A 25792-nucleotide genomic window follows, 5' to 3' on the forward strand; every position below is an offset into this window, starting at 1 on the left:
CCCCCTGCTCTTCACACTTCCCCACACCCCACCTGTGTCACAATAGAGAACTGTAATAAGAAAAATATTGTTAAGGTAATTTAGTGAGTCCAACTGCTCAATCCACGGCAAGTGCGCGTCGCGTGGTATTTCCTTTTACGGCAATTGTGGGCCAGGAAGAAATGAAACTGGCGCTCCTATTGAACGTGATTGACCCCAAAATTGGTGGTGTAATGATCATGGGCGATCGCGGTACCGGTAAATCCACAACTATCCGGGCGCTGGCGGATCTGCTGCCAGAAATTTCTGTGGTTGCCAATGACCCCTTCAGTAGCGATCCTAGCGACCCCGACTTGATGAGCGATGAAGTTCGCCAACTCTTAGAACAAGGGGCGGAAATTCCTGTAGCTCATAAAAAAGTCCAAATGGTAGACCTGCCGCTAGGAGCTACAGAAGACCGAGTTTGTGGCACAATCGACATTGAGAAAGCTTTATCTGAAGGTGTCAAAGCCTTTGAACCAGGACTACTGGCAAAGGCTAATCGGGGTATTCTCTATGTAGATGAAGTCAACTTACTAGATGACCACCTCGTAGACGTGCTGCTCGACTCGGCGGCGAGTGGATGGAACACTGTAGAACGCGAAGGTATTTCTATCCGTCACCCAGCGCGTTTTGTTCTTGTGGGTTCTGGAAACCCTGAAGAAGGCGAACTACGCCCGCAACTGCTCGATCGCTTTGGGATGCACGCAGAAATTCACACCGTAAAAGAACCAGCCTTGCGGGTGCAAATCGTAGAACAACGGGCAGATTTTGACCAAAATCCTCTAGTATTTCTCGAAAGCTACAAACCCCAGCAAGAAGCATTGCAAGAGCAAATTGTCAATGCTCAACAGCTTTTGCCAGAAGTGAAACTTGACTATGAACTGCGGGTAAAAATTTCTGAAGTCTGTTCTGAATTGGATGTAGATGGTTTGCGGGGTGACATTGTTAGTAACCGCGCCGCGAAAGCCTTAACAGCTTATGAAGGACGCACTGAAGTTACAGTTGATGATATCTGCCGTGTGATTACCCTATGTTTGCGTCACAGACTGCGGAAAGACCCCTTAGAATCGATTGATTCTGGCTACAAAGTCGCCAAAGTTTTTAGCCGCGTCTTTGGCGTAGAATTACCAGAAAGTGATGCTGCACAAAAAAACGGCACAGGTCAAAAGTTAGGGGCTAGAAGTTAAAAATTAGAAGTGAGGAGTTAGGAGTTAAAAGTTTTGAATGGAAAGCTGCTTCATAACTAACAACTCTTAACTCAGCACGGGCTAAAGTCCCCGCTACCGCTAACAATATTCAACACTGACTATGAGATTTTGGTCTTTTTGGTTCAACAGCTTTGTTTTATCTAGCCAATACAACCCACCCAGGTTTGTAGAATTATTGATGCTTTTATTAGCGATCGCTATGCTGGCAATAGCCACAATTTTACCGGACATACCCTATTTAATCTTAGGCTTGAGCCTAGTAGTTGGGGCATCTATTTCTATTTTAGTACGGGAAGCGATCGCGCCCTCACCCCAGGCGCGAATTACCCAACTAACAGCATCGTTATTGCTGATCATCAGCCTCTATGGGTTTGCTGATTTAATGTACAGTATTTAATGGTGAATAGGGAATAGGGAATGGGGAAGAAACTAATTAACAATGCCTCATGCCCCATACCCAATCCCCAATGCGCCCAATCACCAATTCTGCATTTCTACCAATTCCATACACAACTTATTAATTTCCTCTAAATCAGGTTTGTGAGGGAGGGTAGATTGTTCGTAAACAACCTCCATTTCAGCGACTAAATCTTCTGCTATTTTCATCACTTGCTCATAAGAATACTCACCCTTCAAAATAGCTCTTAAATCTTCAACATCACCAGCTATTCTTCTATCTACAATCACTTCACCTTGACGCAATATTTCTACTCCACTGCGTAATAATCTAATGCAGTGCATACCATGTTTGAGGTCAAAACCTGACTTTCTTTCCATTTCTGCTCTAGCCGGATTTCTATTTTCTTGCCAAGATAAGTAAGCTTTCCATTCTCTTAAAGCTATTTGATAATTTTGGCTTTTTTGAAGCAGGCGGATAAAATCTTTACGGCTATTGGTTAAATTTTGAGTATATTCTAAAGTTTCATCGGGTAAAGTATATTGTTTTAACACTCCTTTAAAATCAATATCTGCCGTCAGCAATTTGTATAACTGTTCCGCTTCTTCCAAAAACTCAATCCGTCCTCTGATTAAATTATAAAGATACTCCAGAAAAGCATTTAGCTCATCTTTGCTGAGGGGGGCTTCGTTTTCTATGGCGAAGTCAGATGGTATTGGCTTTTTTTGTGGTGGCTTTAACAACCATTTACGATGAGTTTCCATCTTTTTGATTTGAGCAAAGGCATAACCAGTGTAAGTATGTTTTACCTTCTTGCTCAAAAATAGCTGCTTATGATTAATTAAATGCTGTCCAACTGCGTTTACAAAAGGATAGTTATTTAACCAGAGCAATTCTAAAACATTGGGATTCGCGCCCGCTAATAACAGGAGGATTTTTCTTAATTCATATATAACTGTGTCTTTGTTGCCATCCAGGAATGAAAATATTCCTGGTTCATCCCAACCAGTATCTTTTTGTTCTATACGATCAAATCCCAAGTAGTACCTTTTGGGCGCTATAAATACTCCCCGATAATCAAAGTCTGAATCAGGACGATTTAAACCATAGCCGTGGCTACCTGCCAAACCAATTAAAATAGTTCTTTGCTCAACTTCTATTCTTTCCATATCACCTGATTAAAATATAGCCATCCTAACTCACGAGTTAGGCAGGTGGGCAATACTTGTCGGTTAAGGGGAAAAGGGGAAGGGGAAAGCGGAAAGAAAAAACCTTTAACCTTTACCCTTTAACCTTTTCCCAAAACCCAATTCCGAGTTAAAAATGCAAAACCCGAGCAGTATTGGGCAGGTGGGGAGATGGGAAGCAGAGTTGCTTAGTTTAACAGAAATGCCCCTAAAGGAGATGATGCAACTGTATCCCCTTTAGGAACAAAACTTGTCAATTCAGTTTTTCCTATACTTTCAGTTTTCTAGAATAGGAATTATCTAGGGAGAATGTGCCGTCTAGTTCCCCATCCTGGATTGACAATGGCGGCTAAATCTTCTTCTGATAACTTGTTGATTTCATTTTCCAGTTCATCAGTTGTGAAGTCATAACCACGCTCTTTAGCAATCTTGATGAAAGCTTCTGGATCAGCTGTTGCTTTAAGCTTTTGCTGCAATGCTTGATCTTTTTTTACGGCTTGAAAAAGTCGGGTAGCGTTTTGCTGTGTCATGACAAATCCATCTCCTGTTTTAAATATCAGGTTTGAATGTAGTAATTTGATTTTTTTGGTTCACTAAATTCTGTAAAGAACTATTAGATTAAGCGTGTAATTTTGATTTTAAAACAAATAAGATAAATGTGTGGATTTTGACAAGAAACTATATGTTTGGGTCTAAAATATTTCCACTAGTTTATAAAAATCATTCCTCAGATAGAAGCAGTTTTTAAATAAAAAGCACCAATTCTGATTTTTGAGTAAGCGATCGCCATCACGAATTTTGGCAAATGAAAGCTTGACTTAGCACCTGTAGATAAAATAGTATGTTAGATTGTCTGTCTAATTCCTGCTCGGATCAGGTAGACATATTACAAAAGCTGGCAAAAACCTCTCTACAGGAGATAAAAACCAGCTACCTGTACGGCAACCTCAAGGACAATTCCATGACCTACGCGATTATTGAAACTGGCGGCAAACAAATACGAGTAGAGCCAGGGCGGTTTTATGACATTGAACTGCTTCCTACCGAACCAGATGAAAAAGTTACAATAGACTCTGTATTACTCGTGCAGCACGATGGCGCAGTCAGCATTGGACAGCCACTAGTGACAGGTGCAACTGTAGAAGGGACTGTAATGCGACATTACAGAGGTCGTAAAGTCTTGGTATACAAGATGAAGCCGAAAAAGAAAACCCGCAAAAAACGGGGGCATCGTCAGGAAATTACCAGACTTATGATTGACTCCATCACCCTTAACGGTGAAGTATTTGTTGCCCAAGGAGAAGCGGAGAAGGAAACCCCCATTTTAGATGAGACTTCTGCTGAAGAAGTTGAAACCGCTGCTGAATAATAAAAAGAAGTAGATACAGATACATTAAGAGGAAATCATGGCTCATAAGAAAGGAACGGGTAGTACACGCAACGGTCGTGATTCTAACGCCCAACGTCTGGGTGTCAAGCGTTATGGCGGTCAAGTTGTGCGTGCAGGAAACATTCTCGTGCGTCAGCGCGGTACCAAATTTCATCCTGGTAACAACGTCGGTATTGGTAGCGATGACACTCTGTTCGCCTTAATCGACGGTGTTGTAATGTTTGAGAGAAAGGGCAAAACCCGTAAAAAAGTCAGTGTTTATTTACCTATAACTGCTGTTGAGACAGCCCCTGCTGAAGCAGTAGCAAGTTAAAGTCTTAGGGTGGGCAGTATTACCCACCCTAATCGCTAGTTAGCGCTGGTATGATAGTCAGATTTGCAATAAATATTTTAAAAGTCGCTTTTTTCCTCTGTTGTCCATAGATTAGTATCAGGATCATCAAAGCGCAGATATTCTTCAATAACAAAATATTACTCTAGAAAATTGGGTTGCGTAGCTTGCTGCTGTAGGCATCGCATATCAAGGCTTAAGCATCAATTATCTTTGTATGTTCCAAAGTTCAGGATAGCCAGCCAGAGATAGGTTTGTTCTGAAACTCTTAGGTAGGACTTACGCAATAACTCTCTCAAACTCTTATCTAGTTTATACTGCTATCATTCCAGTGCTACTGTTGGCAATCTTGAGTGGTCTGGCGATGTACAAACCTGCCCAACTGCATTGGATTTCGGGGCTGTTTGGTAGTTGGCAAACTCTAAGCACTGTTCACTTTATAACTGTTCCCACAGTCATACTGTTTACAATTGCTCATTCCTTACTTGCCCTGAAGGTAGGAAGCATCCGTCTAGTTAAGTCTATGTTCCTGTAGAGGTAATATGAGTCTGATTCTTCCCAAACGCACCTTATCCCGTCGCCAATTACTGCAACTATCTGGACTTTCAGGGGTAGGCTTTCTTTTAGGTGGCTGTGGGACAAATTTGTTCTCAGATAATCTGCGGCAAATATCTGAGCCACTAAACCAACGTCTAGAAGCACTCCTTTTAAGTCAGAAACCAGTTCCAGAATTTCCTGTTAGTGCCATAGAAGCAGACAAATTGCTAATCAATTCCTTTGACTTCACACCGCAAATTGATCCGGCGCAGTTTCGCCTGAAGATTGATGGCGAGGTTAGTAACCCGATGCAATTGAGTATGGGGGATATTGAAAAACTTCCCTTAACTTCAATGGTAATTCGTCATGTCTGTGTTGAAGGCTGGGCTGCGATCGTTCAATGGGGAGGCGTGCGATTGCGAGACTTAGTAGCGCTGGTACAGCCGAAGTCAAATGTCCGTTATGTCTATTTTAAATCTGCTGATGGCTACTATGAAAGCTGGGATCTTGCCTCTGCTATACATCCCCAAACCCTGATGGCTTATCAAAAGAATGGACAACCATTATCAGTTGATAATGGTGCGCCTATGCGCCTAGCATCTCCAATTAAACTGGGCTATAAGCAAAGCAAGTGGGTGACTCAAATTACATTCGTCAGCAATTTGTTGCCTCTTAAAGGCTATTGGGAAGATCAGGGCTATGAGTGGTTTGCAGGACTATAGTCAGCAAAACAGTACCGAGTAAAGAAGTGGGAATTTGAGATTGCCACGGTGCGATAACCGCTTTCATACCCACTTTCCGAATTTGATAGTGAGTTTTTCCCGTAGGAACTAGCATCATTGATTATGTGCTTTCAAAATAGCACCAAGACAAATCGGCTCAATCCCAATAAGAAACCCCCTCTGCTTGCGTCATAGTAAAGTGATTACAAGCAAGAGGGGTTTCATTTTTTATTTTTGTATAGGCAGATTTTAAAGATAATGCTGGCCAAAAACCAGTTTCTCTGATGTTGTGTTTATTTTCACCTGCCTAATCAGTTCAGCCTATTTCCAATCGGGAATTTCGGCATCTTCTCCACCAATCCCGATTCCAGTGTTAAATATTTCGGCATCAGTTAGATTTAGATCGTTCATTGATGCTTTATACACATTAGAATCGTGAATCGTAGCGCGGGTAAAATTTACTCCGTTAAGATTGGTTTGCTTCAAATTAACATTGCTTACATAAGCTGATGTTAGGTTAGCACCTGCCAAATTAGCACCTGTTAAGTCAGCACCTTCGAGGTTAGCTCCTACAAGGTTTGCTCCTTCGAGCTTCGAGCCTCTCAAGTCAGCACCAATTAAATGAGCGCCACTGAGGTTAGCTCCCGACAAATTACACTGGATACATTCCCCAGTTGAAAGCAGCTTTTGTAAATCCTGCGGATTTTCGGCTCTAACCGAGCTAGCGAAAAATAGGGGAGTTGCTAAGGCCATGGCCGCTAATAGCTGGAGTTTCATATATTTTCCCCCTTAATAATCAAGTTGCGTCCGTTCTGTCCCTCACAACTCTATTATCTCACTAAACTTTGTGAGGTCAATGTATACTATGCGTTAATAAGTTGATTAAGATATGAACTTGCTATAATAGCGAGATAAAAAATTCTATATATCCTGTTTTCTGGTCGATTTTTACCCGATAAACCCTAAAAAGCTGCCAGTATTAAATCTCTGTTAAATATTTTAAAGGCTTGCACTGCTTGGCATAATTTGGCAGTTTTATAGGTATTTATACTTTATCAATTGATTTGATCGTAAATTTGCAAATTAGGTTAAGTCTATTAGAAATTCTCGCATATACTGATTGACCAATTCAGGCTGTTCTTGCTGCACCCAATGGCCACAATTAGGAATATACTTAATTTGAAAGTTTTGGACATAAGCTGCGGTGTCATAGGTTAGTTCCTTGCCGAGTGCAGTGTCATTTTCTCCCCAAATCATCAGTGTTGGCACTTCCAAAACGCCCCAACTTGGATTTAGCATTCTCTGCTGAAAAATATTGCGGTAATAGTTCAACATTGCTGTCAGGGCACCGCGTTTTGCAGCAGCATTTTTATATGCCTCAATATCCGCTTTGGTGAAAGCACTCTTGTTAACTGCTGTACCTTTAAAAGCTGTTTCAATAGCTTGGTAGTCGGAAGATTGTAAAAGTAATTCTGGTATCCACGGTAGTTGAAAGAGGAATATGTAGTTGCTACGTAGCAACTGTTGGGGAGTGCGTAACCCTTGGGCAAATTTGGCAGGATGAGGCAGGTTAAGAATAATTAATTGTTCTAACATTTCGGGGTGAGTGTATGCAAAATTCCAAGCGATCGCACCTCCCCAATCATGTCCAACTAAAACACACTTTTGGTATCCTAATCCTTTGATTACTCCCTCAACATCTTTGATAAACTCATCCATGACATAAGCTGATTGCTCATTTGGTTTATCACTATCGTTGTAACCACGCAAGTCAAGGGCGACTACTTTGAAATTTTGGGCAAATTCTGGTATTTGATGCCGCCAAGAGTACCAAAACTCTGGAAACCCGTGCAACATCAACATTAATGGCCCTTCACCTTGGGTAACATAGTGTAGTTTTACTCCATTGGTAGTTATATATTCGTGTTTCCAAGAACTTTCTATTAGAGACATAATTAATCAAAATTCAGGATTAAAAAGTACTAAATAATAATACTGCACTTAATAACTGTAATAGTATTTTGAGGAGTCTTACATCTATTAAAAGACAGTATTACGATAGTGATTTTTTGCAAAAACATTAGATAATTTGCCCTGGGGTAGATGTGAATTGTGGGTAAATTTTGGTAAAGGATAGATATAATAATTCTTCCCAAATACTATGACACAACAGTTGACAAACCATGCTTCATTGTGGGTTGAGCGACTGGGACGATTTGGCTATGTTTCCAAGGGAGTAGTTTACGGTATAGTTGGACTACTGGCAGCACAGGCGGCTTTTGGCAACGGTGGTAAAACAACTGATACCCAAGGCGCTCTCCAAACAATCGTTAACCAGCCATTTGGTAAATTTTTGCTGGCTTTAGTTGCAATTGGCTTGATTGGATACGTAATCTGGCGTTTTGTACAGGCAATTAAAGACCCAGAAAATAAAGGTAATGATGCCAAAGGTTTGGCAGTACGAATTGGTTACGCAGTTAATGGCTTGATTTATGCAAGTTTAGCCTTAAGTGCTGTGAAAATTGTTATGGGTACAGGCGGCGGTAAAAATAGTAGTGATTCTACTGAAGATTGGACAGCACGTTTGCTTTCTCAACCTTTTGGTCAATGGTTAGTTGGAACTGCGGGGGTGTTTGTAATTGCTCTAGGTTTCTATCAGTTTTATCAAGCTTTTAGTGGGAAATTTCGTAAAGAACTCAATTTAACTCAGTTAAGCAACAAAGAAGCTCAATGGGTAATGAGGATTTCCAGATTTGGTTTGGCGGCACGGGGTATAGTATTTTGTATTATCGGTTGGTTTTTAATTGAAGCAGCAAGGCAATCTAACGCCGCTACCGCCGAAGGTTTGGATGAAGTATTACAGACGCTAGCGCAACAGCCTAACGGGGTATGGCTTTTGGGTATTGTGGCGTTAGGTTTGGTTGCCTATGGAATTTACACAATAATACAGGCTCGGTATCGTCGGCTAGTCAATGTTTAGATGGTGCGGTGCTGAGAATTTCAATCAAACAGAATTCAGGAGTCAGGAGTCAGAATTCAGTATGGGTATTGTGTATGATTGGCGGACGAATAATCGGGTTTAAAACCCCCACAAAACAAGAAAGTTTGGTCCACTAATTGCTTCTGACTCCTGAATTCTTCTTCAAAGAAATGGCAATAATAGAAACCCGTGGTATTTGGCTGACCACCACTGATAGTAAAGTTCTCAGGTCAAAGCAACGCATTGCTGAGGCGATGGATTTTCTAGCAGAGACGGGATTTAATGTGGTGTTTCCCGTTGTTTGGAATAAGGCGGTAACTTTGTATCCCAGTCAAACAATGCAGGAGACATTTGGAGTCGAAATTGACCATCTGTCTGTAGGCCGTGACCCTTTAGAAGAGGTGGTAGTTGAGGCGCGGCGAGTTGGATTGAAAGTCATTCCTTGGTTTGAATACGGTTTTGCCAGTTCCTACAATTTGAATGGTGGTGTACTTTTACAGAAAAAACCGGAATGGGCTGCGCGTGATTTTAACGGCAACTTACTAAATAAAAATGGCTTTGAGTGGTTGAATGCCCTCGACTCACAGGTGCAGGAATTCTTCTTGAACTTGGTGCTGGAAGTTGTAAAGAATTATGATGTGGATGGTGTTCAAGGAGACGATCGCTTGCCAGCATTCCCCTGTGAAGGTGGCTATGATGAGGGAACTGTCAGCCGCTATCGCCAGGAATTCGATCGCAATCCACCAGAGAATCCCAAGGATAGGCAATGGTTACAGTGGCGTGCAGATATTCTGACTGAGTTTTTGGCGCGTCTCTACGGGGAGGTGAAAGCGGTGAATCCTAATTTATTAGTAGCGATCGCACCTAATATCCATGATTGGGCATTCCAGGAATATCTGCAAGACTCACCCGCATGGCTAAAACGGGGAATAGTTGATATGATTCAGCCGCAGATTTACCGCCGTGACTTTGGGAGTTACGCTGCGATCGCTGATAAACTAGTAAACCAGCAGTTCACAGATGCGACGTTGCCCAAGTTAGCACCGGGAATACTGATGAAGCTTGACAGTTATTGTATTAGTCCAGAATATCTGGTGCAGGCAATTGAATACAATCGTCAACTTGGGATTCAAGGAGAAGTATTATTTTTTTACGAAGGTTTGCGCGAAAATAACAATACCCTAGCTAAAGTTTTACGAAATGGCCCTTATGCTAAATCTGCATCATTTCCCACTCTGTCAGATTTGAGTGTGGGTGGTGCGATCAACAAGAGGACATCTTCTATTTGGCAACGCTTGTTAAAAAAGATTTTTTAAGGAAAAATGCGTGTGAAATCTCAATTATCGGTGGAACAGGTAATTAAAACTTTAAAAGAGGATTTACCAACACTTTTTGAAAAAGATATTTCTTATGACATTTATACAGACGATATCTACTTTAAAGACCCAGTAAATACATTCAAATACAAATTTAACTATCGGATTATATTTTGGACTTTGCGATTTCATGCTCGGCTATTTTTTACCCAAATTTACTTTGATGTACATGAAGTATCTCAGTCAGCCGAAGATACGATTTTAGCAAAGTGGACGGTGCGGGGAGTGTTGCGCGTTTCTTGGAAAGCAGGGTTGCTTTTTAATGGCTATTCAACTTATAAACTCAACCAAGATAATTTGATAGACGAGCATATTGACACTTGGGATCGCAAACCAGGGGAAATTTTAAAGCAGTTTTGGCAAAGGGGAGATATGGCTAATTAGCTGTTTTTACCAAAAAAACCTCGATTGACATTTTCCCAAAATATCTGCCGGTATAGAAGTAGTTAACGAATTGGAAATCGAAGACGATCCTACAGGAGAAAAAACTGTAGATTTCTTAAGAAATTGTAGAAAAGTAGCCCAAAGGATAAACAGTAATCATCCTTCATCTCTTGGTCTACATCCGCTCGTATATTTTTATACTCATGATGGTAGATATAAAGTTGGTTCATTTTATGGTGTGATTACCTTAATCTTGAACTTAGAAAAAACTAAATCATTTCCTAAATTTATAGATGTTAGAAAAGATTTTGAATGGGTAATTTGGCACGACGACATGGTGCCGCAGATAGTAAGTAAGAGCAGTGCAGTCAAGGCAAGAGACAAAGTTAAAGATTTTTATCTAAAAAGCATTGAAAAATTATCACAAGAAATAGATAAGAAAAACATCATAAAAGAGATAGTAGCCGAAAAATATTTTGGATCATTAAAGATGAAAACTAGAGCTAATACCAGTGAAATCCAAGGTAAAAATTTTTCACGGGAGACAAAAGCGGCAGCTTTCATCAGAGATGCTTTACCTAAAGTTCAACGATGTAAAATTTGTGGTGGCTATCTCCACAATCATTCTATATCTATTGACCACAAAACAAGAAAAGCAGATGGTGGCTTAGGTTCTTTAGATAATGCACAGTTAACTCATCCATACTGCAATACAACAGTCAAAAATTAAATATTTTTAAACCAGACATAAAGTCTAGATTGATGGTGCTTTACGGTAAAGCCTAAACTTGGCATTCTCAACAAGCTTTGTCAGATGCTTTATCTTTCACTAAAGCACCGTGCTACTTCTTCATCGCCGGATACTGTTTCAACACCTGCTTTAAATATTGCCCAGTATAAGACCTGGGATTTTTTGCAACTTCCTCTGGTGTCCCTACAGCAATCAATTCTCCGCCTTTGTCGCCACCTTCTGGCCCCAAATCTATCACCCAATCAGAACAACGAATTACATCTAAGTTGTGTTCAATTACTAATATTGAATTACCTTTATCTACCAATCTTTGCAACACATCTAATAATTTGTGAACATCGTAGAAAGATAACCCTGTTGTCGGTTCATCAATTAAATAAAGTGTCTTACCTGTGGCGCGTCGAGATAGTTCTGTTGCCAATTTTACCCGTTGCGCTTCACCACCAGATAAAGTAGTCGCAGGTTGTCCTAGTTGGACATAACCCAACCCGACATCAAATAAAGTTTGCAAACGCGCGATCGCTTTGGGTATATTCTGGAAAAAGTCCAAACTTTCCTCAACTGTCATTCTCAGAACATCAGAAATTGACTTATCTTTGTACTTCACTTGCAAAGTTTCGCGGTTGTATCTTGCACCCTTACAAATTTCGCATTGCACGTAAACATCCGGGAGAAAGTTCATTTCAATCACATTCACACCCTGTCCGCTACAAGCTTCGCAACGTCCACCTTTAACGTTGAAAGAAAATTGTCCAGGTTTGTAACCCCTAGCTTTGGCTTCTACTGTTTGGGAAAATACATCTCGAATCGCATCGAAAATTCCTGTGTAAGTTGCAGGGTTGGAACGTGGTGTGCGTCCAATTGGGGATTGATCGATAACGATCGCTTTGTCAATCGCGTTTAATCCCTGGATTTTATCCAAATGTCTGGGTAAGGGAACTTTCTTAGTTAAATGGTGTTGCAGAGATGGGTAGAGTAATTCGTTAATCAGCGTAGATTTGCCAGAACCAGACACACCAGTGATGGAGACGAGTTTACCTAATGGAATGTCTACATCTATATTTTGTAAATTGTTGCGATGGGCATTTTTAATTCCCAAACTGCGCCCATTTCCTTCTCGGCGTTCTGCTGGTGTGGTAATTACTCGCCTTCCTGATAAATATGCACCCGTCAAAGAATCTTCTGCTGCTAATAACGTCTCAAAATCACCTTGAGCGATAATATTTCCGCCGTGAATTCCTGCACCAGGACCGATATCAACTATATGGTTAGCTGCACGAATTGTTTCTTCATCGTGTTCAACGACAATTAATGTATTGCCCAAATCGCGCAATTTCGTTAAGGTTTTGAGCAATCTGCCATTATCTCGTTGATGCAAACCAATACTCGGTTCATCTAAAACGTAGAGAACTCCTGTTAATCCAGAACCAATTTGCGTTGCTAGACGAATTCGTTGGGCTTCGCCACCGGAAAGAGTCATGGCGGGACGGTCAAGGGTGAGATAATCTAAACCTACATCTAACAAAAATTGCAATCTGGCTTTGATTTCTCGCAGGACTAAATCAGCAATTTGTAACTGGCGATCGCTCAACTTAAATTGCTCAATTCTTTCTCGACAATCTCGAATTGATACGGTAGTCAATTCTAAAATTCCATATTGTCCCAACTTCACCGCCAAGGCTTCCGGTTTTAACCGTTTTCCTTTACAAACTTCGCACGGTTGATCGATTAAATACTGCTCTAATTTTTGCTTAACTAATTCAGAACCACCCTCATACTGCCGTTGCAAAATTGGAATAGCACCTTTAAAACTCTGCTTCCTTTGCGCTTCTGCGGCTCGTTCATCTTTCTCGCCATAGAGAAGAATTTGCTGCTGTTCTTCTGTCAGCTTGCCCCAATTTGTCTGTAACTCAAACCCATAAATCTGTCCGACGCTATAGAGTAATTCCAAGTAATAAGAATTATCTTTTTCTGACCAAGGCGCGATCGCAGCGTAAACTGGCGCTTCCCAGTCGGGTACTATCAAGTCTGGCGCAAATCTCCTTAAAGTCCCAATTCCATGACAGTGCGGACAAGCACCATAAGGTGAGTTAAAGGAGAACAATCGCGGCGATAGTTCCTCCATTACCGCGCCATGTTCTGGACAAGCAAAGTTTTCCGAAAATACTAATTCTTCTTCCTTTTCTTGTCCATCATCACCAAGTAGACTTACCAGAATGGCTGCAATCCCACCCGATTGCTTGAGACACGTAGAGAGGGAATCAACTAAACGCTCTTGAATATCAGCTTTTTTCACCAAGCGGTCAATTACCACTTCGATGGTATGGGTAAAGTTTTTATCCAATTCAATGGAATCTGACAGTTCCCGGATCTCGCCATTGATCCGCACGCGGACAAAACCTTGAGAAGCAAGACTTGACAAAAGCTTACGATGTGTGCCTTTCTTCCCCCGGACAACGGGTGCAAGAATTTGGAAGCGGGTGCGATCTGGTAATTCCATGATGCGATCGCACATCTCATCGATTGTCTGGGGTGCAATACAGCGATCGCATATCGGACAATGGGGTTCGCCAGCCCGACCAAACAACAGCCGCAAATAGTCGTAAATCTCTGTCACCGTACCCACAGTGGAACGCGGGTTATGAGACGTTGACTTTTGGTCAATAGAAATTGCTGGACTTAAGCCTTCAATGGCTTCGACATCCGGCTTATCCAGTTGTCCTAAAAATTGCCGTGCGTAGGCGCTGAGGGATTCCACATAGCGACGTTGCCCTTCAGCGAAAATGGTATCAAAGGCTAGGGAAGACTTACCAGAACCAGAAACGCCAGTGAAAACGATTAGGCGATCGCGTGGCAATTCCAAGTCAATATTTTTCAGATTATGCTGCCTAGCACCCCGAATCCGAATGGTATTCTGGCTGTTGTGGCTGGGGTACGGAAGATGTCCATTCAAGGATGCTGCTAGCTGTTTGTCTGACATATTGGGCGGCGAAGAAGGAGTTTCTTATGAAACAGTCCTTAATAATACTATCTTTAATTAGTTTATAGTAGAACAATCGTACTGTTTTAGTTAGTTATCCTTCCAGATTCATGGCGCAGACATCCTTAAGAGTCTGCTAATTTGGAAGCATCCCGATTAAATATCCTTCTGAGGGCGAAGCTATGGTATCGCAAATCCAACCGCCGACCCAGCCAGAGGTCATCTACCCAGATAGTGACGGACAACCAGTGGCAAATAATACCATACAGTTTGGCTGGATTGTAGAAATTAAGCAGAATCTAGATTGGCTATTTGCTGACGATCCAAATGTATTTGTCGCCGGGGATTTGTTTTGGTATCCAGTAGAGGGACGCAACAAAATTGTTAACGCCCCGGATGTGATGGTGGTATTGGGTAGACCAAAAGGCGATCGCCTGTGCTACCAACAATGGAAAGAGGAGGGAGTTGCACCGCAAGTGGTGTTTGAAGTTCTTTCTCCCAGCAACACCCAAACTGAAATGGACAAGAAATTACTTTTCTACGATCGCTATGGCGTAGAAGAGTACTACATTTACGATCCTGAAAAAAATAATTTGTGTGGATGGTTGCGTAGCGAAGACGGTTTAGATGTCATCCCCCAAATGGAAGATTGGGTGAGTCCCCGTTTAAAAATTCGGTTTGCTTTATCAACAGAGGGCTTACAGTTATATCGCCCTGATGGAGAACGATTTTTAACTTATACAGAAATTTCTCGCAACGCCGAGCAAGAAAGGCAACGAGCCGAGCAAGAACGACAACGGGCTGAACTTGCAGAACAAGCTAGAAGAGATGCCATACCCCGATTATTGCAAATGAATTTGAGCATCGAACAGATTGCCCAAGCTTTGGGATTGTCAGTGGAAGAAGTGCGAACCCTTGCTCAGGAGTAACGCCGTGTACAATTTTTTAATCGGGCTATTAGAAATTGAATTTGTACTTGAGATATTCTGATCATGCTAGCCAATGCAGCCACTCATAATGTCACCTGGGAAAAGTTACCTGATGATTTTGTTTTAGAGAACGAGCCAGTGGATAACATTAATCAGCCACTCTTGGCTGCTGCTTTAACAGAAAGCTTAGAACTTGCTGGCAGATTACCCGCCGATGCTTTAACCATCACTAACTACGGTATCTGCGCCACTTTGAATAATCGATTTGTGGTCAAAGCACCAGATTGGGGATATGTATCATCTATTCGAGTCTCAAGAGAAGAAGTGAAGCGCAGTTATACGCCACGACTTCAAGGTGATATTCCGGTAATTGTGATGGAATTTCTCTCAGATACCGAAGGTGGAGAGTATTCGAGTAAACCGACCTATCCCCCTGGTAAATGGTTTTATTATGAGCAGATTTTACAAGTGCCAAACTATGCCATTTTTGAACCAGATGGCGGAGTCTTAGAAGTTTATCGGCGAGATGATTTAGGAAATTATGAACTGCAAACACCGGATGAAAATAATCGTCACTGGATTGCCGAAATGAACTTGTTTTTAGGCGTATGGCAAGGAAGCCGAGAAAATCGCACAGGTTATTGGTTACGTTGGTGGGATGACAACGGCGAACTATTACTGTGGGGTTTGGAGTTAGCAGCAAAAGAACGCCAACGTGCAGAGAGATTAGCCGCTCAGTTAAAAGCGCTGGGAGTAGAACCGGAAGTTTAACTCGGAACTTCGACCTTTTTACTCGGTCATTCGTGTTCGGAACTCGAAACTTCGACCTTTTTGCTCGGTCATTCGTGTTCGGAACTCGGAACTTCGACCTTTTTGCTCGGACATTGGTGTTCGGAACTTGAAACACCGAGTTCAGAACCTCAGTTTATCTGGTTTTTGGCTTAACTGAACCGTATTGCAACAACTCCGAATTAAAACTCGAAATATAATTTTTTTTTGTGAAGGAAAGCCTCGTGTAACCGCAAGCCGTTAAGTTCGTTTAGCCAAATCGGCAACTATTGCACCCAATTGAACCAGATCACAGGGTTTAGCCATGTGCATTTGAAACCCCGCCTCGATCGCCCGTTGTTGTTCTGCTTTACTGGCATAGCCCGTCAGCGCGATCGCCGGAATTTGTCCTCCGGCTGCCGCACTGAGCGATCGCACCTGTTGAATCAGGAAGTAGCCATCTTCATCAGGCAAGCCGAGATCAGAAATCAGCACATCATAGCGGTTAGGGCTTTCGTTGAGCGCAGAGAGCGCTGCTCTGGCAGTCGTTACGGCCACCACCTCTGCCCCGTAAGTCTCTAGCATAAACTGCAAGGGTAAAAGCACATCGACCTGATCATCAACCACCAGGATCTGCAAGCCTTCTAGAGAGGGGAGATTTTGCGAAGCGTCCAAAGATGTTTCTACCGTCGGTTCGACAATCGGCGGTGAGGTTGGGGGCGGGACGTATAAAGGCAACCGCATGGTCAGTGTGGCACCTTGTCCTTCGCCCAGACTTTCTGCCTGCACAGTGCCACCATGCAGCTCGATGAGATGCCGCACGATCGCCAAGCCTAATCCTAGCCCTTGATTGGTTTTGGTTGTACTGGAATCGGCCTGATAGAACCGCTCAAAAATATGTGGCAATAACTCTGCTGGAATACCAATTCCTGTGTCACTGACTTGAATTTGCGCCTGCTGGTCAACCTGTGACAGCGTGATGTCTACTCGTCCACCCGCAGGCGTAAACTTGATCGCATTCGAGAGCAGGTTCCCCAGCACTTGCTGCAATCGTTCGGCATCCCCCAGCACGGAGATCGAACTCAACGATGACACTAACTGAATATTTTTTGCCACCGCCGAGAAGTTAACGCTATCGAGAGCAGCTTGAACCAATAAGCTCAAGTCGATCGGGTGGCTATTCAATTGCAACTTGCCACTCGCAATCCGAGAGGCATCCAGAATATCTTCAATTAGGTAATTGAGTAGCTTACCGTTCTGCTCAAAGGCTTCTAAGGCGTGATCGACTGTTGCCTTGTCGCAGTCGCGGTTGCGGAGCAGTTGTACCCATGCCAGCAGCGAGTTGAGCGGATTTCGCAGTTCATGGGACAGATTTGAGAGAAATTCATCTTTGGCACGATTGGCCGCTTCAGCCTTCTGGCGCGCCGTGCGCTCGGTAACATCTAAGCTCACTAGCAAAATCATGTTTGTGTTGTCTTCTCGGTACAGTTTGCACCCATTGAACAGCATGTTTTTTTGCCCAATCTGCTCGAAATCATGATTGACTTCAAAATCCTGCACCGCAAGCTCATCCGCCAGAATACCGTTCAACATCGATCGCAGTTCGGGAATATCCCACTGCCCATTGCCTAATTCAAACAGCAACGTGTTGATGGTTTCAGCTTCAGAAACCTGAAATGTCTCGTAAAACGCTCGATTCGCGGTATTCACCCGTAAATCAGCGTCCAGCACAACCAGTGGGATTTGCACCGTCTCAACGATGGCTTCTGTATAGTTGCGAGCGCTCTCTAGGCTGGCAGTGTAGCGTTTGAGGGCATTAATATCCTGTAGCAACAGTGTCACACCGTCAATTTGGTTTTCAGTGGTGCGATAGGGGCGAATGCGGATGCTATACCAGTATCCGGCTTCTGTTTGGATTTCCTGTTCTTTCGTATTGAGGGTCTCCAATACCTCCAAAATCATCGGTTCTAGCTGGGAAACGTCAAAATTGCCATGCAGGTCAGTGAAGGGTCGTCCGATATCGGTGGGGATGAAATTGAACAGTCGCTGGGCAGTTGGTGTAAAGCGGCGAATCCTTAAGTCATTCGTCAGCATCACAATCGGGATATTAATGCTGGCGATAAAGTTGTTGAGATCACTATTGTCTCGATTTTGTTGCAGATTCCGACTCCGCAGTTCTTCATTGGTCGTCGAGAGTTCTTCATTGGTGGCTTGAATTTCTTCCTTCGCCGTTTGCAGTTCTTCATTCGTGCTTTGCAGTTCCTCATTGCTCGATAGGATCTCTTCATTCGCTATACGCAAATTTTGGTTGAGTTGGTTTTGCTCCTGCATCATCGCTTGCAGATGCGCTTGGGCCGAGAGTTCGCGTTGGGTGGCGGCAGACAGCGCCTGACGAAGCGTTACAAGCTCACGCGCTAAGTCCGCTGGCTCCAAGTTTTCTACCGTTGCGGAACTGGTGAACGTGTTAGAGGCAGGGGCAGATGAAGAGATGGGATTAAAAAGCACCAAAAAATAGAGGGCGTTCATCAGGGCTGGGCGAAATAGCAGCACCTCCAGATTCAGCCGCGATCCACCCAGTTCCATTTGAATGTCTTCCTGCCGCACCAGCACGTTCTCTGTCTGAGCCTGATACAGGGCGGTGCGAAGGGGTGTTACCAGCCCTTCGCGTGCCATAGACAGCAGGTTTAGCTCCGTGGTGCTAGGGGTCAACTTCAGGTAAAGATCGAGGTCTCCGCGCATCTGTAATATCTGCATGTGTTCATCGACCATGACCGATAGCGGCATATAGCGATTGGCGATCAGTTGGTCAACTTCTCGGGCTAAATCAAAGGGAATGGAACGCTTTTCTGGGATGCGCTGCGGATTATGGAGACTGGGGACGAACCCAGAAGTGGCTGTAAACGCAAATAAGGGATTAGATAAGCTCAATTGTCGGGCATAGATTTTGCAGGCTTCATCAACGGGCGCAAACAAATTTGAGGCAGCTTTGATGCTTTCTGCCGTACCCAACACCAGGTAGCCCGTTAAGTTGAGGCTGTAATGAAACAACGCCATGATGCGCTCTTGCAGGCGATCGGATAAATAAATCAGCAGGTTGCGACAGCTAATCAGATCGAGATTCGAGAACGGGGGGTCGTCGCCTAAGTTATGATGGGCAAACACACAAAATTCGCGAACGGTACTGCTGATTTGATACCCTCCCCCTGCCTGGGTGACAAAGAACCGACTTTTACGCTCCGGCGAAACGCCTGCCATCTCGCTTTCTAGGTAGAAGCCCGATCGGGCTTTGCTAATGGCTGTTTCGCTAATGTCGGTAGCAAAAATCTGAATCGGCGGGACGGTGGCGCGATCGCTGAAAAACTCTAACAAGCAGATGCCGAGTGAGTAGACTTCTTCCCCGGTTGAACAGCCAGCCACCCAAATCCGAAGCGGCACATCGCTGGCTTTATTTTGGCTGATCATGGGGAAAATCTGGATCTTCAATTTTTCAAAGACGTGCGGATCGCGAAAGAAACTGGTCACATGGATGAGAATTTCTTCGTACAGAGCTTGAATTTCGTCCCCGTGCGTTTGCAAATATTGCGCGTATGCTGCCAGATTGTCCAGCTTATACAGCAGCATCCGCCTCTGGATGCGGCGCTCCAGCGATGCCGGTTTGTATTGGGTAAAGTCAACGCCAGTTGTCGTGCGGAGGAGGGAAAAAATTCGGTTCAGCGGATCACCCAGTTTCGGGGGTAACTCCTGGATGATCTGCAACGGCTCTGATTGCCCCAGAAAGGGGTTGCGACTGAGATTGCTCAGTTCTGTAGCAATGCCTTGCGGCGGCAACACAAAATCCACCTTACCAGTTGCAATCGCCGTATTGGGCATACTGTTAAATTGCGCCGTGGCATCACATTCGGCAAAGGTGACACCCCCAGCGATCTTGACGGCTTTCACCCCCTCAGCACCGTCTCCATCCATCCCCGACAGCACAACGGCGATCGCTTTGTTGCCGCGATCGGTCGCTAACGACTCAAAAAAGATGTCGGCGGGTAAATATTTGCCGTCACTTTTCTGCCGGAGCGCGAGCCGCAGAATGCCATCGACCAGGGTCATTTGGGCATTGGGCGGAATCACATAGACCGCGTTTGGCTCAACTCGCATCTGGTCTTGCACCTGACGTACAGGCATGGTAGTCACTCTGCCTAAAATTTCCGGCAGCAGGCTTTCATGGTCAGGAGACAAATGCTGAATTAGCACAAACGCCATGCCCGTATCCGTTGGCAAATGGCGCATCAGTTCCGTAAATGCCTCTAGCCCGCCAGCAGAAGCGGCAATTCCCACCACTGGAAAAGGGGCATCGGTTTGGGATGGCTGATTTGGCTCCGAGTCTGGGTTGATGGGGAGTGAGTTGGATGGATCGTTGGGGACGGGTGACTCAGCATACATAAATTGTATGGGTGTATGGGGACTCAATGCTCCTTTGAACAACACTAGAACTAAGCAGGAGTTGAGTGAGTGTTTGAGCAGGCTCAACAGCAGACTGCCTCAGTTCAACCAAGAAACTTCGCAGTTGCCAGATTCCAGGAGGAAAAGCACCAGGTCACTTCAATGATACGGCGTAATTACACTTAGGTGACAACCCTCAGTCTACCTGTTTTTGAGCTTAACCGAACCGTATTGGGTCATAAATAATTAAAAATTAAAAATTAAAAATTAAAAATTATGAAATCGAGTTTTGAGGGTTTGTAGTAAGCACTTTAGTGCTTGGAAGATAAGGACTAAAGTCCTTACTACGAACTTGCTTACCCATCAATTTAAACTTGACATGCTACTACGAAACTAAATAAGCTAGACGTTTTAACACTTTTACCACAGTATCTAGGTCATCTCCACGATTGAGCGACAGTGTGTAAGATAATTCATATTTTGGTGTACCCTGTTTCGTTAACTTAATAAATTGAAATTCTCGACCATTGGTTACAAAACCAAATGTAGGTTTATCATTACCAGGATTAGCCAACATATAAGCCAATGCTTGAGAAATTGCTACCTCCAAAGAATATTCTGCTCGTTTCGCCTCAATAACGAGAACCCAAAATGGAGGATGAAACACCAAGATATCAATACGTCCTCTAATAATTGTGCCTTCGTCTTCAGAAGAAATTCTTACCTCTTCTTCCGACGCAATGTAAAAAGGCGGTTGATAAAAACCTGCTAGACGCAATAGTGGAGATAGCACCACCATTTTGACTACAGGTTCTAAAATTTGGTAGCGTGATAAATGCAAATATTCTGCCTTGACTTCGTTGAGAGATTGCTTTTCTAAATCACTCAACTCAGGTAAATCTTGCTGCCACTCTGAAAAAAAGTGTTCGTTGTCTGCACGTTGTAGCCCAAATTGATCAATGAGTTGGGCTAAGGTTATATCTCTTCCTTGAATAAATTGAACCATTGTTAATCCTTTTTGTTAAATGGTAATTGCAGATAAAAGTTTTATTGCACTCCTAATGTACTTTTTTGATTTTTAATTCCCAAGCAATGCCTGCGGCCGGCTACGCCTACGCAAAAACATTGACGATACAATTTACACAGTGGCACTACTTTATTGCCTTGAAACTGAACTAACCCCATACTGCGGAGTTTAAACGCTTCAGTTGTGCCTACATCCACAGCGCGATTTGCCATCATCTGACGAGTATTTGAACTGGATTCATCCACCTTTGAACTCCGTTGACGAGTCTTTAATACTTGTGAAAATGACAGCAATTTTCACAAGGGTGGAATACATATAATTTTAGGGGCACAATATATTGTGCCCCTACTCATGTAGTCTATTCAATTGGAAACGACTGTAATCCTTAGCCAGATGCAACCTAATTAATCTTAATTTCCGCTTTTTTGTTGACAACTTGCTTTGAAATTCAAGCTTTGACATTCTCTTACTTCCAGCAATTGCCTAACCGCACTACCAGGCTGACAACTCATCAAGGTTGCCCCCATCGCAGCTAGTGTAATAACAGTGGCTAATCCCAGAACTGTAGCTCGTTTTCTAAGTTGGATTGTACTGATTAAATTATCTATTCCAGTGGCAGTACCAACAACCTCAATTGGCTCAAGTGCTTTTAAAGCAATAGCCGCATTAGCATAGCGACGGTTTCGGTTAGGTTCTACAATTGTCATTAACCACCATCGAAAACGCGGACTGATTTGAGGAACTAATTGCTGGAAATTAAAGCGGTAGTTATCATCAATTAATTTTCCAATATCAACAGAACGGGTATTAGTAAGTAAGCAAATTAGTGTTGCTCCCAAACTATATAAATCTGATGCCTCAGTCAGGGAATGACCAAACTGTTCTTCTGGTGGCATAAAACCTGGGGTTCCTGCGACAAAGCTGCTAAGAGCTATTTTTGCACCCTGTATCCTAGCTAATCCAAAATCAACTAAATAAGCATTTAGTTGCTCATCAACCAAAATATTCTCTGGTTTGATATCCCGATGAATAATTGGCGGAACTTGCTTTTGTAGATAAACCAAAAGCTCTAAAATTGACAGAGCAATTTGCTTAATTTCTTCTGGATGAAAGCTGTTTTTTAAGCCTAAAGACGGGGCATTTTTATGTTCCTGTACCAGATAAAAAGCCCCTGGTATTTCAAAAGAATCTATATAGCGAGGGATGCGAGAATGATTGAGTTGCTGCAAAATTTCGATTTCGCGCTGATATGCTTTCACACCTGACAAATCAGCATCGGCCCGAGCAAAACAAAACTCTTTAATCACTACCTGTTGCTTAGAGTTGAGGACATTAGCTAAATAAGTAATTCGTCCCCCTTCTCGGTTGCGTCCTAGTTCGCTGATAACTTGATAGCCTTGTTGAGAAAAATCTGGATGGTGATTTGAGGGAATTACCTCTTTATGTCCATTACGCACATCAAGCTCCATTACACACCATACGAGTTTGATTCTGTCAAGATGCAATTAGAAAGATTAAGAGCCACTCACCCAGATTGTTAGCTCCATTTCTACTCTGCATAGGCCAAGACGCATGGACAGAAAATATCTTTGCATTTGCGTCTTGGCATAAAATTACTAATTTTGCGTTAGCCAATCGATAATCTGAGCATTGACAACATCTGGAACCTCATCGTGCGGACAATGACCGGCATTAGGAATGGGGACTATTTTGATTTCTTTGCCATTCTCACGCGCCTGTTCGTAAATCTTTGCCCCAGTAATTGGTGTCCAAGGATCATCAGCACCCCAAATTACTAATAAAGGACGTTCTACTTTGGGCAAAAGTTCCTCTGGGCTTGGGCCAGGAGGGGCTGTGAGAATGGAAGCAAAGACTTGTTGCGCTCCTGGGTCGCAAGAGGGTGTATAAAGTAAATCGACTAATTCATCGGTGACGGCTTGGCGATCGCGGTAAACTTGGTAGAGGGTACGGCGAATTTGGGCTTTTTGGCGGATGCGATTATAGACAAATTTACCTGTAATTGGCGATCGCACAAACCGATTAAAAGCTGCCATCACCATCCGTAGCGGCGGGTTCAATTCGTGGGGACGATGACTTAAACCACCCGCAGAGTTAATCAAAATACCACCAGCAGCAATTTCTGGATGTTCTACCAGTACTATTAAGCTCAAAAGTGCGCCGATGGAGTTGCCAATAAATACAGCAGGTTCGTGTATATGTGCTGTGCAGAAATCTTTCAGCAGTTCCACCCAAACTTCCACACTGTAATCAATGGGCGCTTTATCGGAACCGCCAAAACCTAAAAGGTCTATGGCAAACACCTGGTAGCCAGCATCAGCTAAAACTGGGATATTTTTACGCCAATGTCCAATGGAAGCACCGAAGCCGTGAACCAGTACCAGAGGTCGTCCAGTACCCATGACAGTGTACTGAATTTTGTAGCCCTGCCAAGTCCAAAAGAATTTTTCAAAAGCGTCTTGAGTTGCAAGCTGCTGTGTAGTTACAGTCATTAATAAGATTCATAAAGTGTATCTTCAAATATATTAATGTTCTCTGACCTCATAACTCGCCACTGATTAGATGTTAGTTTCATCCACGCCAAGGGATTAATGAGTCAAGGGATACCAAATACCCCTGTGACTTTTTAGACGAATGGTAGTATGAGATGAAATACATGAATCAAAGTTACTTTGCTCAAATGAGCAAATTTGTTCTGGCTGCAACCTCTGTGGCAATATTATCGCCAATAGCTTCTGCATCTGCAACTTCAGGGTTTGCTACCACCGTCGCCCAAATATCTGATAATTCCACAGGTCAACAACTTTTAGCCGATAAAAAAGTAGAAACCAGGAGTCGTACTACTATTGAGCGGCAAACTATCACCACAGAAAGCCGCAGTAGTAGTGTTTCTGCAAAAGGCAAAAAAACAGGTTTTAGCCTTGCCATTTGGGAACCATCCGGGAACTTGTCAGAGGTGATTGCTCGCATTTCTGTCAAGAGTAAAGGTGGCAAGGGCTATCTAAAAGAGCGCTTTTTGGGTGATTACAAGTACAAGATTAAGCAAAAAGCAAAATTTGCTAAGGGATTAAAAGCTAGCGATCGCATCGTCGTGCGATTGTATGATGTTCAAAACCGCTTTATTGGCTATAGCGAATTTGAATGTTTGTCGGCAAATACCACAGTTAACCTGGTTTTGTCAGCCAAACCTACAGAATACCAAGTTGTTCGTACTGTTTATGGTGTTGATGCTGACCAAAACGGCACTATTGACGCAGGTACCACCACCTACGACTACTTCACCCAAGTCAGCGACCAGCGTGTTAGTTTCCTCAGCAGTTCCCAAACCTTCCAAGGTAGTCAGTTCCAAGTAGAAGGTTTGTCAACAATTCCAGGTACTAGCGTTTATCCCGTCTCTTTCACTCAGGGTGAGTATGCTTTAGTGCGTCAGTCGTTCGTGAGCGTCTTTAGTTCCGACTTAGCAGAGGCTTTGCAAGCTACTCCTGGCAGCTTAGTGCAGGTGATTGAAGTCAGCGATAACTCTAGCTACGACATCAGCCAAATGCTGATGAATTATCGCCAAGTCGGGATATCTCGCGCTCTCCAGGTTGGGTTTTCTGATGTTTCCACAGACTACTGGGCTAAAGATTTTATTGCCGAATTGGCCTCAATGGAAATTCTCGAAGGTTTTCCTGATGGGACTTTCCGCCCGGATGCACCAGTAACTCGCGCTCAATTTGCGGCAATGTTGCGGAAAGCGTTTACCAAGGGGAAAATTCGTCGAGCGATCGCTTTTAAGGATGTTTCAACTCAATATTGGGCTTACAATGCCATCAGCGAAGTTTATCAAATGGGCTTTTTAAACGCTGTTATTGGCAAAGGTTTTAACCCTAGCCAAAGCCTTTCTCGCCTTGACATTTTGGTAGCATTCGCCCAGGGATTAAATTATAAAACCAGTGGTTCAACAGATACAATCTTATCTGTTTACAGCGATGCAACTAGTATTCGTAGTGAATATCGCAGTCTGATTGCAGCTTTGACACAACGCGGTATAGTCGTCAACTATCCCAATGTGAACTTGCTAAATGTTGAACGGGTAGCAACTAGGTCTGAAGTATCTGCTTTGCTATACCAAGCCCTATCTAGCACCGGAGAGGTAGCAAGCATTTCCTCGCAGTATGTCGTTGGAGGACAACAACAACAAGTTGCAGTAGAGGAGCAGACTGAAACTTCGACAGAGGGCGTAAAACCACGTCGCCACTGTAACCAAGGAATTGGTAATGGTTCTGAGGGATGTGACCCTGGCAATTCCCGCCCTCACGGTGGTAGTAACGATGAAGGTGGACGTACTCCTGGTAAGAAGTAACACTATTTTT

The 25792-nt window shown here is 43.3% G+C and carries 23 protein-coding genes; 13 read left to right on the top strand and 10 right to left on the bottom strand.

The annotated features are described in order from the left end of the window. Window positions 1-83: 83 nt before the first annotated feature. Both bchI and G1O98_RS14375 read left to right on the top strand, forming a co-directional pair. A complete protein-coding gene (gene bchI / locus G1O98_RS14370; protein ID WP_163929426.1) occupies window positions 84-1208 on the top strand; it encodes a magnesium chelatase ATPase subunit I in 1125 nt (374 codons plus the stop codon). A 121-nt stretch (window positions 1209-1329) separates the two neighbouring features. Then, window positions 1330-1626, top strand: a complete 297-nt coding sequence (locus G1O98_RS14375) for a hypothetical protein (RefSeq protein WP_163929427.1) — start codon at window positions 1330-1332, stop codon at window positions 1624-1626. Window positions 1627-1706: 80 nt separating this feature from the next. On the opposite strand, the gene G1O98_RS14380 is transcribed toward G1O98_RS14375, so the two are convergent. Beyond that, window positions 1707-2795: a nucleotidyltransferase domain-containing protein gene (locus G1O98_RS14380; RefSeq protein ID WP_163929428.1), complete on the bottom strand. Its 1089-nt coding sequence runs from the start codon at window positions 2793-2795 to the stop codon at window positions 1707-1709. 314 nt (window positions 2796-3109) lie between these two features. Further along, entirely contained in the window at window positions 3110-3343 is a 234-nt protein-coding gene (locus G1O98_RS14385; RefSeq protein ID WP_012412345.1) for a Nif11-like leader peptide family natural product precursor, read from the bottom strand. A 431-nt stretch (window positions 3344-3774) separates the two neighbouring features. On the opposite strand from G1O98_RS14385, the gene rplU reads away from it, so the two are divergent. The 4 genes from rplU (at window position 3775) to G1O98_RS14400 (ending at window position 5793) form a co-directional block, all read left to right on the top strand. After that, entirely contained in the window at window positions 3775-4182 is a 408-nt protein-coding gene (gene rplU, locus G1O98_RS14390) for a 50S ribosomal protein L21 (RefSeq protein WP_163929454.1), read from the top strand. A 37-nt stretch (window positions 4183-4219) separates the two neighbouring features. Further along, window positions 4220-4516, top strand: coding sequence for a 50S ribosomal protein L27 (rpmA, locus tag G1O98_RS14395; protein ID WP_114084255.1), 297 nt, complete (start codon window positions 4220-4222; stop codon window positions 4514-4516). 382 nt (window positions 4517-4898) lie between these two features. Beyond that, on the top strand, window positions 4899-5069 hold the full coding sequence (locus G1O98_RS39450; RefSeq protein WP_243458442.1) for a hypothetical protein: 171 nt from the start codon (window positions 4899-4901) through the stop codon (window positions 5067-5069). Window positions 5070-5076: 7 nt separating this feature from the next. Further along, window positions 5077-5793, top strand: a complete 717-nt coding sequence (locus G1O98_RS14400) for a molybdopterin-dependent oxidoreductase (protein ID WP_163929429.1) — start codon at window positions 5077-5079, stop codon at window positions 5791-5793. Between the two features lie 321 nt (window positions 5794-6114). On the opposite strand, the gene G1O98_RS14405 is transcribed toward G1O98_RS14400, so the two are convergent. Both G1O98_RS14405 and G1O98_RS14410 read right to left on the bottom strand, forming a co-directional pair. Next, window positions 6115-6570: a pentapeptide repeat-containing protein gene (locus tag G1O98_RS14405; protein WP_163929430.1), complete on the bottom strand. Its 456-nt coding sequence runs from the start codon at window positions 6568-6570 to the stop codon at window positions 6115-6117. A gap of 306 nt (window positions 6571-6876) precedes the next feature. Then, the gene (locus G1O98_RS14410) at window positions 6877-7746 is read right to left on the bottom strand and encodes an alpha/beta hydrolase (RefSeq protein ID WP_163929431.1); all 870 of its coding nucleotides are present in this window, start codon (window positions 7744-7746) and stop codon (window positions 6877-6879) included. Window positions 7747-7954: 208 nt separating this feature from the next. On the opposite strand from G1O98_RS14410, the gene G1O98_RS14415 reads away from it, so the two are divergent. The 4 genes from G1O98_RS14415 to G1O98_RS14430 all read left to right on the top strand — a co-directional run bounded on the left by G1O98_RS14415 (window position 7955) and on the right by G1O98_RS14430 (window position 11263). After that, on the top strand, window positions 7955-8773 hold the full coding sequence (locus tag G1O98_RS14415) for a DUF1206 domain-containing protein (RefSeq protein WP_163929432.1): 819 nt from the start codon (window positions 7955-7957) through the stop codon (window positions 8771-8773). A gap of 170 nt (window positions 8774-8943) precedes the next feature. Then, a complete protein-coding gene (locus G1O98_RS14420) occupies window positions 8944-10089 on the top strand; it encodes a family 10 glycosylhydrolase (protein ID WP_163929433.1) in 1146 nt (381 codons plus the stop codon). Between the two features lie 12 nt (window positions 10090-10101). Further along, on the top strand, window positions 10102-10533 hold the full coding sequence (locus tag G1O98_RS14425) for a DUF2358 domain-containing protein (RefSeq protein WP_163929434.1): 432 nt from the start codon (window positions 10102-10104) through the stop codon (window positions 10531-10533). A 70-nt stretch (window positions 10534-10603) separates the two neighbouring features. Next, window positions 10604-11263, top strand: coding sequence for an HNH endonuclease signature motif containing protein (locus G1O98_RS14430; RefSeq protein WP_175586675.1), 660 nt, complete (start codon window positions 10604-10606; stop codon window positions 11261-11263). A 112-nt stretch (window positions 11264-11375) separates the two neighbouring features. Here G1O98_RS14430 and uvrA read toward each other — a convergent pair whose 3' ends face one another. Continuing rightward, complete coding sequence (gene uvrA / locus G1O98_RS14435) at window positions 11376-14264, bottom strand: excinuclease ABC subunit UvrA (protein ID WP_163929435.1); 2889 nt, start codon at window positions 14262-14264, stop codon at window positions 11376-11378. A 182-nt stretch (window positions 14265-14446) separates the two neighbouring features. Between uvrA and G1O98_RS14440 the strand changes: the two genes are divergently transcribed. Both G1O98_RS14440 and G1O98_RS14445 read left to right on the top strand, forming a co-directional pair. Further along, window positions 14447-15193, top strand: a complete 747-nt coding sequence (locus tag G1O98_RS14440) for a Uma2 family endonuclease (protein ID WP_163929436.1) — start codon at window positions 14447-14449, stop codon at window positions 15191-15193. A 63-nt stretch (window positions 15194-15256) separates the two neighbouring features. Then, the gene (locus G1O98_RS14445; protein ID WP_163929437.1) at window positions 15257-15964 is read left to right on the top strand and encodes a Uma2 family endonuclease; all 708 of its coding nucleotides are present in this window, start codon (window positions 15257-15259) and stop codon (window positions 15962-15964) included. A 258-nt stretch (window positions 15965-16222) separates the two neighbouring features. On the opposite strand, the gene G1O98_RS14450 is transcribed toward G1O98_RS14445, so the two are convergent. From G1O98_RS14450 to G1O98_RS14470, 5 genes are all read right to left on the bottom strand, one after another. Then, the gene (locus tag G1O98_RS14450) at window positions 16223-20392 is read right to left on the bottom strand and encodes a chemotaxis protein CheB (protein WP_163929438.1); all 4170 of its coding nucleotides are present in this window, start codon (window positions 20390-20392) and stop codon (window positions 16223-16225) included. A 385-nt stretch (window positions 20393-20777) separates the two neighbouring features. Next, a complete protein-coding gene (locus G1O98_RS14455; RefSeq protein ID WP_163929439.1) occupies window positions 20778-21398 on the bottom strand; it encodes a type I restriction endonuclease in 621 nt (206 codons plus the stop codon). A gap of 41 nt (window positions 21399-21439) precedes the next feature. After that, a complete protein-coding gene (locus G1O98_RS14460; protein WP_345940553.1) occupies window positions 21440-21664 on the bottom strand; it encodes an AAA-like domain-containing protein in 225 nt (74 codons plus the stop codon). 165 nt (window positions 21665-21829) lie between these two features. After that, the gene (locus G1O98_RS14465) at window positions 21830-22888 is read right to left on the bottom strand and encodes a serine/threonine-protein kinase (protein ID WP_163929440.1); all 1059 of its coding nucleotides are present in this window, start codon (window positions 22886-22888) and stop codon (window positions 21830-21832) included. Window positions 22889-23035: 147 nt separating this feature from the next. Beyond that, window positions 23036-23929, bottom strand: coding sequence for an alpha/beta fold hydrolase (locus tag G1O98_RS14470; protein ID WP_163929441.1), 894 nt, complete (start codon window positions 23927-23929; stop codon window positions 23036-23038). Window positions 23930-24093: 164 nt separating this feature from the next. Here G1O98_RS14470 and G1O98_RS14475 point away from each other — a divergent pair, with 164 nt between their 5' ends. Beyond that, complete coding sequence (locus G1O98_RS14475) at window positions 24094-25782, top strand: S-layer homology domain-containing protein (protein ID WP_163929442.1); 1689 nt, start codon at window positions 24094-24096, stop codon at window positions 25780-25782. Window positions 25783-25792 lie beyond the last annotated feature (10 nt).

It is taken from the genome of Nostoc sp. UIC 10630, from assembly GCF_010747425.1.
Taxonomy (GTDB): Bacteria; Cyanobacteriota; Cyanobacteriia; order Cyanobacteriales; family Nostocaceae; genus Nostoc.

Coding starts and splice junctions, on each gene's coding strand:
- G1O98_RS14380 (WP_163929428.1), bottom strand. CDS start 2,795: ATGGAAAGAATAGAAGTTGAGCAAAGAACTATTTTAATTGGTTTGGCA.
- G1O98_RS14405 (WP_163929430.1), bottom strand. CDS start 6,570: ATGAAACTCCAGCTATTAGCGGCCATGGCCTTAGCAACTCCCCTATTT.
- G1O98_RS14440 (WP_163929436.1), top strand. CDS start 14,447: ATGGTATCGCAAATCCAACCGCCGACCCAGCCAGAGGTCATCTACCCA.
- G1O98_RS14475 (WP_163929442.1), top strand. CDS start 24,094: ATGAATCAAAGTTACTTTGCTCAAATGAGCAAATTTGTTCTGGCTGCA.
- G1O98_RS14450 (WP_163929438.1), bottom strand. CDS start 20,392: ATGTATGCTGAGTCACCCGTCCCCAACGATCCATCCAACTCACTCCCC.
- G1O98_RS14385 (WP_012412345.1), bottom strand. CDS start 3,343: ATGACACAGCAAAACGCTACCCGACTTTTTCAAGCCGTAAAAAAAGAT.
- G1O98_RS14415 (WP_163929432.1), top strand. CDS start 7,955: ATGACACAACAGTTGACAAACCATGCTTCATTGTGGGTTGAGCGACTG.
- G1O98_RS14420 (WP_163929433.1), top strand. CDS start 8,944: ATGGCAATAATAGAAACCCGTGGTATTTGGCTGACCACCACTGATAGT.
- uvrA (WP_163929435.1), bottom strand. CDS start 14,264: ATGTCAGACAAACAGCTAGCAGCATCCTTGAATGGACATCTTCCGTAC.
- rpmA (WP_114084255.1), top strand. CDS start 4,220: ATGGCTCATAAGAAAGGAACGGGTAGTACACGCAACGGTCGTGATTCT.
- G1O98_RS14375 (WP_163929427.1), top strand. CDS start 1,330: ATGAGATTTTGGTCTTTTTGGTTCAACAGCTTTGTTTTATCTAGCCAA.
- G1O98_RS14410 (WP_163929431.1), bottom strand. CDS start 7,746: ATGTCTCTAATAGAAAGTTCTTGGAAACACGAATATATAACTACCAAT.
- G1O98_RS14400 (WP_163929429.1), top strand. CDS start 5,077: ATGAGTCTGATTCTTCCCAAACGCACCTTATCCCGTCGCCAATTACTG.
- G1O98_RS14465 (WP_163929440.1), bottom strand. CDS start 22,888: ATGGAGCTTGATGTGCGTAATGGACATAAAGAGGTAATTCCCTCAAAT.
- G1O98_RS14470 (WP_163929441.1), bottom strand. CDS start 23,929: ATGACTGTAACTACACAGCAGCTTGCAACTCAAGACGCTTTTGAAAAA.
- G1O98_RS14455 (WP_163929439.1), bottom strand. CDS start 21,398: ATGGTTCAATTTATTCAAGGAAGAGATATAACCTTAGCCCAACTCATT.
- G1O98_RS39450 (WP_243458442.1), top strand. CDS start 4,899: ATGTACAAACCTGCCCAACTGCATTGGATTTCGGGGCTGTTTGGTAGT.
- rplU (WP_163929454.1), top strand. CDS start 3,775: ATGACCTACGCGATTATTGAAACTGGCGGCAAACAAATACGAGTAGAG.
- G1O98_RS14445 (WP_163929437.1), top strand. CDS start 15,257: ATGCTAGCCAATGCAGCCACTCATAATGTCACCTGGGAAAAGTTACCT.